Below are 12,978 nucleotides of genomic sequence, written 5' to 3'. Positions count from 1 at the left end.
GGCAAAGATAGGCAAGAAATATTAATTTTCAAATAGTTAGCCAAATATTTTTTCAAATAAATTGCTGATATGATGGGATTTAACTAAAAAAGAGATGTTAATGTGCTAAACCGCCATTTAAACTGATAGTTATGATCGCTAAAATGATAAATCCAATGAGTACATATAGGTAATCGCGCTCAATTAAAAAGCTAAAAATAGCAAAAACAATGCGTGCAATCGGCGTAAAAATAAGCATTAGGATCCCAAACTGAACAATTGCATCGCCTTGAAAAGTAGCTACTCCTTTAAATATGGCTATTATGGAAGAAAATTTGCTTAGCTCGGGTTTAAAAACTTTATAGTCGGTAATAGCGCCATTTTTATGGATCAGAAAGATTGCGCCACCAATTAATACAATACTCATTGAGATAATTACACCTGCCCGCAAAAGCGTACCCAGAATAACCTGAATATCTTTATCGTTCATCTTTTCCTTTTCAGTAGTATTCATTATAATCCGCTTATTCCTTTATAGATCATTTGCAGCGCTAAAAAAGCAACTACTACCGCAAATACAATTTTAAGTTTATCGGTTTTAGCTTTTAACAGAATTTTTGAGCCAACGGTAGCCCCTGTTAGTACACCAATACATACGGGCATGGCAATTCCAGGATCAATCTGACCGCGGTGTAAATAAACAACCGCGCTGGCCGCTGCTGTTACACCCATCATAAAATTACTGGTAGTGGTTGATACTTTAAAGGGCAAACGCATAATGTTATCCATCGCGATTACCTTTAGCGCCCCGCTCCCAATACCAAGCAAACCCGATAATGTTCCTGCAAAAAGCATCATCATAAACCCTCCGGGAACATGTTTAACTGCGTATGGGTGATCAATTCCTTTATCAGGATAAGATCCGTTTAACTTAAAAAATTTGGCCCATTTATCGGTATTGTCCAATGTGGTATGGTCTACTTTTTTCTTCAAAGTCATGATGGCCGAAAAAATCAGTATACAGCCAAAAAGAATTGCGATATAGTTGGCGTTTAAGTAAACGGCTACAATTGCACCGCAAACTGCTCCTATTGTGGTTGCAATTTCTAAAAACATGCCAATCCGGATATTCGTAATCCCTTCTTTTACATAGGCTGCCGCAGAACCTGAAGATGTTGCAATAACGGAAACAATGGATGCACCAATGGCATAATGAATATCGACGCCTAAAGCCAGAGTAAGCAGGGGTATAATTATTACCCCGCCACCCAAACCTGTTAAAGAGCCCAGTAAACCGGCTAAAAAAGCACCTGATAAAACGATAATGGTAAACAGCAATACCGACATGCGGGCAAATATAATGCACTGTTTTTGGGTAAACGAAGGATTAAGGGAATAAAATAAAGTCTATATGTTATATGGGTAAATAGAATTTTGAAGCAATTATTGAATGAGAGCATGATGGAGTTATGAATGAGTGAATAAAGCACCTGCTCATTCAAAATTCAATCATTAACTATGACTTATAATAAAGTTTACTCTCTTTATCTAAATCAACACCCTTAAAACTTTCCAGCAATTCGAAAGCGATTTGCCTCACTGTTTCGGGTATTGGGTTAATAGTTGATTTGTTACCTTCAGCATCTTTTATATTCCAGCCCGACGTATTAAGCAACAATGGACTGGAACTGGCCACCGATTTAATTATTTTAGCCCTTGTAAATGCTATTTCATCTGAATCGATGATTACCTTTTTATTATTCCACCAGTTTTCTTGGGATACCCTTTTTAATTCTCCAGGGTCTAATTTAGAAGAATATCTCCAGCCCTCCCCTGCTTGATGTGCCAATTTTAACAATCCGATAAAATTGGTGAGGCTTTTGGAGTTGTAAATCTCAGAACTGCAATACATATCAAGATGGGTTAATTTAAGCTGATTCACCAATGCTTTTGTTTGATCGGAGTTATGAAAAATCATAATAATCTTTTCAGCTATTGAAGAAATAACGGCTTCATTTCCCAGATCATATTCACCACAAAGTAATTCGATATCTATTATTTGTTGCTGCAATAGCGAAACCAGTTCTGGTTTATTCAAAATGGTTTTCATATTCGAATTTACTTGCCCAGCCTTTTAATCATTTCCGCACTTAAATCCCGTCCATCATTTAAACGGTTGGCAAAAAATGATTTGGCAGCTTCGAAATGTTCTTTATAACCTTTTAAATCGCCATAGCCAATAATTGATGCCCATTCGTGTACTGCTGTATGAAATTCCAAATCATCCCCACGGATAGATTTATCATATAATGCAGTTTTTATCGATTCTTCCAGCATTTCTTCATTTTTGAAAAGATACTCGGCAATGCCCAATCTCAATTTAAATGGAGGTGTTTGGCAGATCAGGTTATCATAAGGATTTACCCCCATTTTATACCAGGCATATACCATACTCAACAAACTTAAATGTGAATTGGGTTTTTGTTTATGGCTTGCATCTGACAGGCTGAATTCTTTCATGATATTATCGTCTAGCAGCAAAAGGGCACGACTTTCATGGAAAACAAAATCGCGGGCGGCATAAATCTTTTCTCTAAACTCGGCCTCATTTTCACAGATCATCAATTTAAACAGTTCTGATTCTGCTTGTGCGTAATATTTTACCTGTTTTTGCGCATAAGGATTTAAAATAGCCAAACCTGCATAAATGTGCGATTTGTAGCTGAAAATCCTTAATGTGGTCAAAATTTTAACATTATCTATTCCACCTGCATAGGCAGGATTGTCCCAAGGGAAAAAACCTGCGTTTTTCCATGCAGAACCCATACTTTCGAAACCCATGTGCGTAACCGCCTGAGTATCGGCCACAATGCGGTCGTGCTCCCTGTAATCGTCCATTTCAATAATGTTCGATTTTAAAGATTTATATATTTCCAAAGCTTTGGCGTAAACGGCATCGGTAGCACGGTGACGCACTACAACAAGGGTTTGACCCTCCGGACTAAATGCCGGACCGTGCAAAGAATGGCAGGTTACAATCTGGGTATCTTCTGGCAAATGTTTTTCGAAAGCTGCAATTTCAGGATGCTTAACAGATGTTTGTCCGGCTACTATTGCACCATATTTAGTAGATCGTGCAAATACGGCTACTACCTCATCAATTTTTTCAGCTTCAACGCAATAGATAATAAAGTCTGATTTGCGGGCAACCTCATGGCCATCAATTAAAACCTCGATTCCTTTTGGTACTAATTCATTTTTTAGCTCGGTAAAACGTAAAGGCATATCTGCTCCACATACCTTGTAACCAGCGTTTACAAACGATAGTGCGTACAATTTGCCCATATCGCCTAAACCAATAATTCCTATTTGCATGGAACAAATGTAACCTATCGCAAATAAATTTATAATAAAACTGTGATAAAATTGTTATTTAGAATGTTAAACAGCAAACGGTTTTACACTTTTCCTAAACCTTAAACAAAATTTATTAACCGGGAAATGGATAAAAATGTAGTTTTACATTCTAACACCTATATTTAACTATGCAGAAAATTAAACACACCCTATTGTTTTTAGGCGCTATGCTATTTTTAAACGTTGCGTTTGGACAAGCTTTGCCCGACACAACTAAAAATACTGATCCATCTTTAAACGGACAGTATCAGTTCATGTTAAAAAAATCTAAAAGTTTGTATGGCGCAAGGCTGATCAATCCGTCAAGATTATCATCCTTATGGAAAAGTGTTAACGATACATTAAGGAAAGAACGCAAACAGTTACAAGAGGCCAGGCAGGAAATTAAATCTCAGGCTGGTAACATTTCGACCTTAAAAGGTGAGGTAAATGGCAAAGAAAGTTCGTTGGCCAATGCCAATGCCGCTGTTAATGAAATTAAATTTTTAGGAATATCTTTTGATAAGGGTACCTACAACACAATTGTTTGGGCCATTATCATTATACTAGGGATAGGTTTAGCATTTGTAATTTTCCAATCGGGTAAGTTTAGGCACGAAGCTAAATACAGAACAGCCCTTTACCAAGAGGTAGCCGATGAGTTTCAGGCGCACAAGGTAAAAGCTAAAGATAAAGAAATGAAACTGGCACGCGAACTGCAAGATGAGCGTAATAAATGGGATGAAGGCAGAGGAAGATAGGCGAAAAAATTCTATTTTTTCTGCCGGGGAGTCGTTCAAACAGAATAATTAAGCTTTAACTAATTACGTGTTGCCCGTTTTGAATATAAAAGATTTTAGCAGGGGAAAACCTAAAATATTATCTTTTCAACTGGCTATTGATGGTAGATTTCATAGAGCGATCGTTATTGCGAAGCAGGAAGCAAGCTCAAAACGTTAGCTATTGGCAACATTTGTAAGCTTGCTTCTCCGTTTCCTCCTCGCAACAACGATTTATCGCTATCTATTCTAAAAAACTATTCTGCGCTTTTAATTGATTCTTTTGTTCGTTATCGAAAGTTAGTTGGATGCAGGCAATATCTGCCATTGCGCATCTTCTTCAAACCTAAACTCATTGATAACTACATCAGCACTATTAGCGGTTGATGCATCTCTAATACCCAGTGTTTTTCCTAAAGTATTAACGTTTATAAATCTAAAGTAACCTCCCTTGCAAGGGATAATGTGCCATTTCTGATTAAAACCATTATTCCAGGTATATTGGGTGGCATTTGTACCTGTATTTCTTGTTGAATTAGGTACTTCGAGCGATTTTCCACTATGCACATTACTAATCCTGAATTCTCCACGACCCAAATTGGTTATTGTCCACCGTTGGTTATTGCCTCCCAGATAGTCGTATTGCTTTATTGAAGCATTATCGCTTTGCAACCAATCGCCAACTTCCATTGCCCTCCCAGATTTCCGGTTAATAATCTTTACTTGACCATCAAATTGTATTGCAGGTGAAACCGTAACGTTGCCAGTAGCCGTATTTGCCGACCATTGATCGTACCAGGGAAGGCTAAGCGTAGTTCCTGAAAGCTGAAAGGGTAAAATGACCAACCTGGTAGAAGCCATATCCCATGTTGACCAGCGGTCGCCAAGATATACCCATGTTGTTCGATCTGAGCCTGATACAGGAAAAGCATTTGTAATTTGTGATTGATAAGTTTTTGCACCATTCGGAGCGATCAATCCACGGTAAGTCCATGGGCCGGCCAGTGAAGTTGAAGTATAATAATGGTTATCATTTGTATCCCAACCAGAGCATTTGGATTCGACCAGGAAATAAGTATTGCCCGATTTAAACAGGGCATGACCTTCACAGCTTACTTCCGATCCGCGGTATACTACACGTGTATGGCCGGTGTACGATGAGTTAAGCTCCATAATTGCTACCTGGGAGTTTACACTTACACTGCTAATCATATATGCTTTTCCATCCGTATCCTTATAAACATTCATGTCGCGGCTATCCAGGCCTAATGGGCGATAATGGCCCTGCCAATTGTAGTTACCACCTATGGTGCTGCTGGTTGCATAACCTACTTCTGCTGTTCCATATGCTCCCCAACCCTCGTAATGTACCCATAATACAAACTGCCCTGTTGTGGTATTGTGCAATAACTTCGGCCGCTCTACAACTGAACCAGCAGCAAGATCGCCATGGGTTGAGTTTTTTAGAATGGTATTTACGAATGTCCAGTTTTTCAAATCTGCAGATGAGTAAATATTTACACCTTTGAAGGTATAGTTGTTATCCGATCTATCCATTCCCCACAAATAATAAAGGTTTCCAACTTTGATTATTCCTCCTTCAACTGCATGTACAATGTTTCCATTTGTGTCGTACATATCTCCTCCGGTGTAGAAACTGGCATTTGGGTCGGCAGTAAAATTTGTTGCGCTAAGCTTATTGTTTTTTTGTGTTTTGAACTGTTCGAGCTGGGCTTCAGCCTGATCAGGGGTTTTTCGGCAACTCAATACCGTACAGATGAATAGCAAAAATGCAATCATCGTTGATGAGATTTTTAATGTTTTCATAGGTTAAGAATAACTTGATATAAATGGTTAGATGTAGGTATTTTTAAGCGTTGAGATTAGCATCCAGTGAGCAAGCTCATCCGTTTAGAAAATCTCCTATAATATATATATGCAATATTAGAAAGCAAATGCCTCTAATTTCATTTGTCGGGCTAGACATCAAAATATAATGTAAAAGGTTTTTTATTTAGATATTCGTGTAGATTTTATTAAAATTTAATAATTAACCGATTTATTATTAACAGATTGGAGAAGAATAATACTGATCACACTTCTCCAATCTTTAAGCTTTATTTAAAAACCGATAGCCGCAGCACCGCCATTAACGGGCCAGCCAGGGTTTTGATAGATCACAGCCGAATTAGAATCTCCATTTTCTGCAGTAATAATGAAATGCTGTGCAGCAATTGGATTTAAGTAATGCGCCATCGTCCACCGTACGCCTTTGTAAGATTCATTGTTGCCATAAATCTCATAAGGTCTGAGGTATAAACTTAAAGCCGGATCTGATACGATTGCTCCAGGGTTTGATGCACCAGAAGCAAGCTGGGCCGGCTTGTACCAGTCTTTCATCGGCCCCCATAATTTAAATCCTTCAATATGGTCTGGCGTAGAAATCATCTGATCCATAGCTCTCCATCTTTTAAGGTCCATAAATCTTAACCCTTCAGCCATAAGCTCATTGCGCCTTTCGCGTCGGATGTTATAAAGAGTTGGACTAACCAAAACACCATTTGAGTAAGCTCCCCAGTCCTTTTTTTCAAGGTTCATGTTGGTTGCAGCAATGGTTTTATTAAAATCAGGATCAACCTTTGCCCTGGTTCTTATCTGTTGCCAATAACCAACGGAAACTGCATCCAATACACCGTTTCGCTCAAAATCGGCTTCAATATAGTTTAGATACGCTTCGGTAGCCCTAAAAGTTACACTTCCGGTATAACCTCCCCCATTATTGGTTTGGGCACCATCATAACTCAAGCCTTTTCTAATGGTGTAGCCTGTTGAATATTTTTTTTCAGCGCTTGATTGATCTATAGCAGGTATAGGCTCTATAGTGGTTCCATGACTGCCTGCTCCGATGTTTACCAGTTGATTTTTTTGTCCTGGTTCTTTTAAGAAAAGGTTTAGACGGCCATCCCTGCCTTCTCTTACATCTTTAATGTAATCATCACCTTTGTAGCCGCTACCTGGTGCATAAATTGGAAGTCCGTTTGCCATAAGGAAACTTTCTACCATACTTCTGGTTAACCCTACAGAATTATTGCCCAATTGCGCATACACAGGAACGTTATGGGTTATATTTACTGAATATTGTCTCCAAAGCAAAACTTCACTGTACCCAGCCATATTTACGTTACTAAACATATTGAAATACGGATTTTCATTATTGGCCGATTCAATAATCCCTGTGTTTGTTACCAACTGAACAGCATCTGCCACTGCCTTAGCTGCAGACATTGATTCACTTAAAAAAAACTGTGATTCGGCTTCAATGCTTCCAGCTTTAAACTGATAGCCTGCATTATAAGCCTTGTTTGCGCCTGGCCAGCTTGGTCCGTTAGGTACAAAAGCGGTGCCTTTAAAATATTTAAGCCAGGTACCTTCATATAGACCAACCCTTGATTTTAACAACAGTGCACAGTTTTTAGAAAGGCGGTTTTTAGATCCATCAGAATTGTTCATCAACATTGCTGCCGAATCAAGATCAGCAAGTATAAAGCGGGCAACCTCAGTTCTTGGCATTCTTCTGCTTGCCTCTTTCAATTTTGCCGCATCATCACTTAAAGTGGTTTTAATGATGGGAAAATCGCCTAATGCCTGCAGTTTTGAGAAATAAACATAGGCCCTTAAAAAGTAAACTTCTCCTATATATTGTTTAATTTTATCTTCACTACCACCTATTTTTCCGGTTTTCCATTTGGGAACCACATCCTGAAGAAAATAGTTTAACTGATAAATGTTGCTAAAATCCCAGTCGCCTCCTGATGATCCAACTTTGAAAAGCCCGGGTGCATATCTATTGTCCATAGAAGTGGTTGCCATGTTATCTGTATTGGCATCAATTCCAAAAGTTCCGAATGAATAATTGGTATGAGAAGGGAGGATATCGGTATAACGTGTTATTGCGTAGGCACCTAGTTGCGACTCTTCCTGTAAGTATTTTTCCGGACTTATAGTTGATAATGGTTCCTGATCAAGGTATTTCTTACATGAAACGGAAACAAGCACTAAAAGTATTGCTCCAGCCCAAAGCTGGCTTATTTTGTTAAAATTTTTCATCGTCTTATATTAAAAAGTGACACTTAGACCGAAGGATAGTGCCTTGGTGATTGGATAAACATTACCGTTGGATCTTGAATCTCCAGGCTGATAATCAATGGTTTCAGGATCAAAAATCTTCGTTAGCTTTGTAGCCGTCCACAGGTTTTCTCCGGAAGCATATACCCTAACCTTTTCCAACCCTAATTTTTTCACTAATGGCACTGGAAGCGAGTAGCCAAGTTGCAGGTTTTTTAAGCGGATATAAGATGCATCCTGTAGATACCGGGTTTGAACAGCCTGATTTTTTAAAGTTCCAAATATTGGCCTGGCGTAATAAGCATCAAGGTTTTGGCCTAATGGATTGTTAGGGTCTGCACGGAAATAATCCAAATGCTCTTTAAGTCCGGTTGAAAACCAGATTACATCCGTAGCACCAAAAAAGTAGGCACTAGGTGTGTAAAAATCTCTTTTTAACACTCCCTGGAAAAATACCCTTAAATCAAAGCCCTTATAATCCACATTTAAATCCAGCCCAAAATTATATCTCGGTGAAAAATTACCGATCACATGTTTGTCTCCACTATCCGACTGGGTATTGTTACCCTGGTCAAGTTTGCCATCACCATTAAAATCTGCATACATAATATCCCCTGCTGCCCATTGTGAACCAAAAAAATTCTGGCCATTAGAAGAAGTAGCCAAGTGGGCATCCATTTCTGCCTGGGTTTTTGCAATACCTATAGTGGTATACCCCCAAATTTCTCCAAGCTTTCTTCCTTCTATATAAGTGTTTAATGAGCCGCTAGGGTTTGGAAACCTGGTAACAGTAGTTTGATTATCACTCAACTGTAAACGTGCACTATATCCAAGTCCATTTTTAAGCTTGTCTGCCCATCCCAGCTCCAATTCAAAACCTACGGTTTTTAAATCAGTATTGTTTGTAGGCGGAACAGCAGTTCCCAAAACCACAGGTAGTTCTGTTGCTGGCCCAAGCATATTGATAGTTTTGCGGTTATACCAATCAAAACTTCCGGTAAGCCTGTTTTTAAAAAAAGCGAAGTCGAGCCCAAGGTTAAGGCTTTTTACGGTTTCCCATGTCAGTGTAGAACTGATCAGCCCGGGTGCGCTGGCAGTATTAGGCTGTGCACCATTTACCAGCCAGTTACCGTTACCCGTAGCAACAGGTAAAGTTAAATAAGTTGGATAAGGATCTGGTGAGCTCGTTTTTGGTTGTTGTTTGGTTTCCTAAACTTCCATATGAAGATCTAAACTTAAATACATCAATAAAGGCTAAGTTATCTTTCACAAAATCTTCCCTGGCAATGTTCCATCCAACAGATACCGATGGAAAGTAAGTCCACCGCTGATCGGCCCTAAACCTTGAGGATGCATCGTATCTTAGGTTAGCTTCCAAAAGGTATTTTCCATCATAATCGTAATTTAACCTACCGAAAAAGCCAGCTATGCTGTATGCCTGATAATCTCCGTTAACAACAGGAGGCTGAATTTTACCATCAGGATCGGCCCCGGAAGTTGTGTTAATGGTTGGAAGTTCGGGCACAATAATGCCCTGTCTCGATACATTTAGCCCCCTTAGCCTGGTCATCTCTGTTTGAAAACCACCCATCACCTTGAAATTATGTTTTTCAGCCAATGTTTTTGAGAATTCAGAATAAATATTGGAGTTGAAATAATTTTCGCGGTATCCCTCTTCAAAAACAGCAGAATTTCGGTTGTATAGATAAGCATTCCCATTTACATCATGGTTGTAGGTTTTTTGAACATCATAATGGTTAAAATCATTTCTTGTGCGGTAATTAACCTCTGCGAAAGTTCTCCATCCTTTAATCGGTTCAAACACAAGTTGTAACTGCTGGTACATCCAATCTTTCTGATTCTTGGTTATCCCTCCGTCCCTAAGGCCTAAGGCTGGTGAAGGAGAGCTATAGAGGAATCCGTTCGGATCATACAAGGGCAAAGTTGGCCATCCCTGACGTGCAAGATTTGCATATAGACCGTTACCAAGATCACTGGGTCTGCGGTAATCTTCTCTTAAAAACCGCGTACTATAATTCAATGAAACTGCCTCAGAAATCTTAGTGTTGATCTTTGCCGCAAGGCTATAGCGGGAATAAAGGTCTTCACCGATTTTTAAAAGCCCTTTTTGATCAAGGTAGTTTGTTGAGAGGTAATAAGTGGTTTTATCATTGCCTCCATTTAAGCTAAGATTGTGTTCCTGGGAGAATGCATGATTGGAATAAATTTCTTTGTACCAATCCACATTATCATTCCCAGAATCATAACCATCCTGCCAATACGGAACGTTTCCTGGGTTTGGCGCAATACTGCTTTTTAAAATGCCGGCCTGGTAATCTCTTATGCGTTGCAGGTATTCAGGGCTAAAGCGTGCACCGCTTCCACCATTTATACTCGCATCGTTATAGTATAATGCAAAATTATAAGAATCGAGCTGTTGAGGTAAGCTTACAGGACTTGTAATACGAAAGTTGTTGTTGTAATTAACCTGCGTTAGGCCAGATTTACCTCGCTTTGTAGTTACCAATATGACTCCGAAAGCAGCACGAGAACCATATATAGATGATGCAGAAGCATCTTTAAGAAATGATATATTATCGATATCCTGTGGATTAAGTACGTTCAGTTGCCCTTCCATCCCATCAATGAGTATAAGTGGACTTGCTGATGAATTGCCACTTATAGTACCAATACCCCTCATGTTTATTGTAGGACTTGCATCTAACGAACCATTATTTTGGGTGATATTTAAACCAGCTACCTTACCTTGTAATGCCTGGGTGGCGTTTACAACAGGACGTGATTCAAAAGCTTTGGCATCAATGCTGCTCACAGCACCTGTTAGGTTAACTTTTTTCTGCTTTCCAAAACCAACAACAACAACCTCATCAAGATCTTTATTTGCGGCAGTAAGGCTTATGTCAATTTTATAAATACCAGCCTGTGCAGTAAGGCCGCCTAACTTAACCTCTTTTGGAGCATAACCAACTGATGAAAAAACCAATGTGGAGGCAGATGATGCTTTGATGGTATATCGACCATCATTGCCGGATACTGTGGCAGTACTGGTTCCTTTTACTGATATACTTACGCCGGGCAGTGGGCCTCCGGCATCCTTTATTATACCCTGCACAGTTGTATCCTGGGCATGTGTGCTACCAATAGAACAGATTGCAAATACAAACAGTGCAATACAGCTCCTGAATCAAAAATAATAGTTGTTTTGTCATAAAATGATTAATGATATTGTGAAACTTAAGAAAATGTAAATTCAGGCTGCGGATCGTTTTTGAAACATTAGGGACATGGCATATACTTCGCAACTATTAATAGTGCAGACCTTTTTTCAAAAAAGTTTGGGGAAATAAGGCCTTCCGTCTCAAATAGTGCTTATAATTGGTTAAAATTTTGATAAATAATGCATTTATCAATTTCATTTGTTAATGCGAAGAAAATTGGATATAAATAACCAATATTGGTTCTCGGCATAACGAGCTGAAGGGTGTAAAAATATACGTTGTATACAGAAGAAAAGAGGTGGAATTGGGAAAAAAGGGGTGGTAAATCGGGCTTTTTGATCTATTAACGTAATAAATACCATATTTGTCGGCGGAGACGGAATGAATGATCCTTAATGCGATATAAAGAACTTGACCAAGGCAAAACATGAAACGTTTTGTAATCGAAGGCCTGTTTATGGAGATTTCAGTTAAAAGGTAGTCATTTCAACAAAAAAACAGCGAATAGATAATCTGAAGCACAACTAAAATAGATTATTTGTTGTACTCAATCCTGTTAAAAAAGCTTTTATTTTTTGATACTATATTTTAGGCCCACCTCAAATTCGCCATTGCTGTAATTCTGCATTTTCGAGGTATTGGTGGTATATTGAAAAAGAAGAGAAAACTGGTTTTTATAATTGGCGCCAAAACCACCGGTAAAACTATTGGTGCTGTGGTAAATGCCGTTAAACATGAGTTTGTTTTCTAAAAACTGAAGATTTATACCAGCATCAAAAATCCCGTCGTAATTCTGTACTCCTCTGTACACCAGTTTTGGCTCAATGCTGCTGATTACTTTATCGGTAGTAAATTTGTAACCTGCTGCAAAAAAGTAAATCGAACGGTCTACAACATTTCTCAACACATCTCTTTTAAAAAACCGCTTAAGGTTAGGTAATGTGCCTTGTAAAGTTAGTTTATCAGTGCGGTAAGCCACGCCAAAATCGCCATCCAAATACAATTTCCGATCATTAAAAGTGTTCAGTACATCATCATCCAGGTCGCCTTTTGCCTTCCCAATATCCACCCATTCGTTCATAATACCTGCCGATAGGCCAAAATCGAGAAAGTTGGTTCCACTATTTAAAGGCAGGTGATAGGCATAGGTTACGGTTGCCCTTGTTCGGTTAATGGCTCCAGCCCCCTCATTATAAAAAAGTAATCCCAAGCCAACCTTATTATTGGTTAAACCGTAATCGGCGGTAAGGTACTGGATTTTAGGTGCACCATCTACCCCAACCCATTGCGTTTTAAGGGCTGCATTTAAATTGATTCCTTTTTCTAAACCTGCCATTGCCGGATTGGCTAAAAACTGATTTTGATAATAGATGCTACCCATTGGGTTAAGCTGGGCATATGCCGATGTACTAAATATAAATAACAGTACGGCTATATAACATTTCATTTTCCTCACCCTG

At 38.9% G+C, this 12,978-nt stretch carries 10 protein-coding genes; 1 reads left to right on the top strand and 9 read right to left on the bottom strand.

Annotated elements, in window-relative coordinates:
- Positions 1–97: 97 nt before the first annotated feature.
- The 4 genes from AC0IWE_RS24920 to AC0IWE_RS24905 form a co-directional block, all read right to left on the bottom strand.
- Complete coding sequence (locus tag AC0IWE_RS24920; RefSeq protein ID WP_055910082.1) at positions 98–493, bottom strand: DUF1634 domain-containing protein; 396 nt, start codon at positions 491–493, stop codon at positions 98–100.
- Positions 493–1,326 carry a sulfite exporter TauE/SafE family protein gene (locus AC0IWE_RS24915; protein WP_471795174.1) on the bottom strand — a complete coding sequence of 278 codons (834 nt, stop codon included), beginning with the start codon at positions 1,324–1,326 and terminating at the stop codon, positions 493–495. The genes AC0IWE_RS24920 and AC0IWE_RS24915 overlap by 1 nt, the downstream gene beginning before the upstream one ends.
- A 169-nt stretch (positions 1,327–1,495) precedes the next feature.
- Positions 1,496–2,089 (bottom strand): hypothetical protein, encoded by a 594-nt coding sequence (locus tag AC0IWE_RS24910; protein ID WP_471795173.1) that lies wholly within the window; start codon positions 2,087–2,089, stop codon positions 1,496–1,498.
- Positions 2,090–2,097: 8 nt separating this feature from the next.
- Entirely contained in the window at positions 2,098–3,354 is a 1,257-nt protein-coding gene (locus AC0IWE_RS24905; protein ID WP_471795172.1) for an NAD(P)-binding domain-containing protein, read from the bottom strand.
- 170 nt (positions 3,355–3,524) lie between these two features.
- On the opposite strand from AC0IWE_RS24905, the gene AC0IWE_RS24900 reads away from it, so the two are divergent.
- Positions 3,525–4,136 carry a hypothetical protein gene (locus AC0IWE_RS24900; protein WP_055910094.1) on the top strand — a complete coding sequence of 204 codons (612 nt, stop codon included), beginning with the start codon at positions 3,525–3,527 and terminating at the stop codon, positions 4,134–4,136.
- A gap of 318 nt (positions 4,137–4,454) precedes the next feature.
- On the opposite strand, the gene AC0IWE_RS24895 is transcribed toward AC0IWE_RS24900, so the two are convergent.
- From AC0IWE_RS24895 to AC0IWE_RS24875, 5 genes are all read right to left on the bottom strand, one after another.
- The gene (locus AC0IWE_RS24895) at positions 4,455–5,981 is read right to left on the bottom strand and encodes an RICIN domain-containing protein (RefSeq protein WP_471795171.1); all 1,527 of its coding nucleotides are present in this window, start codon (positions 5,979–5,981) and stop codon (positions 4,455–4,457) included.
- Between the two features lie 294 nt (positions 5,982–6,275).
- Positions 6,276–8,261, bottom strand: coding sequence for a RagB/SusD family nutrient uptake outer membrane protein (locus tag AC0IWE_RS24890; protein WP_471795170.1), 1,986 nt, complete (start codon positions 8,259–8,261; stop codon positions 6,276–6,278).
- Positions 8,262–8,270: 9 nt separating this feature from the next.
- Complete coding sequence (locus AC0IWE_RS24885) at positions 8,271–9,239, bottom strand: hypothetical protein (protein ID WP_471795169.1); 969 nt, start codon at positions 9,237–9,239, stop codon at positions 8,271–8,273.
- Positions 9,240–9,411: 172 nt separating this feature from the next.
- Positions 9,412–11,412 carry a SusC/RagA family TonB-linked outer membrane protein gene (locus AC0IWE_RS24880; RefSeq protein ID WP_471795168.1) on the bottom strand — a complete coding sequence of 667 codons (2,001 nt, stop codon included), beginning with the start codon at positions 11,410–11,412 and terminating at the stop codon, positions 9,412–9,414.
- A gap of 674 nt (positions 11,413–12,086) precedes the next feature.
- Positions 12,087–12,965 (bottom strand): PorP/SprF family type IX secretion system membrane protein, encoded by an 879-nt coding sequence (locus tag AC0IWE_RS24875; RefSeq protein ID WP_471795167.1) that lies wholly within the window; start codon positions 12,963–12,965, stop codon positions 12,087–12,089.
- Between the last annotated feature and the right edge of the window lie 13 nt (positions 12,966–12,978).

Source organism: Pedobacter sp. AC402, assembly GCF_979252805.1.
Note: the sequence above shows the minus strand (reverse complement) of the source record. Positions and strands in the feature narration are given on the sequence as shown.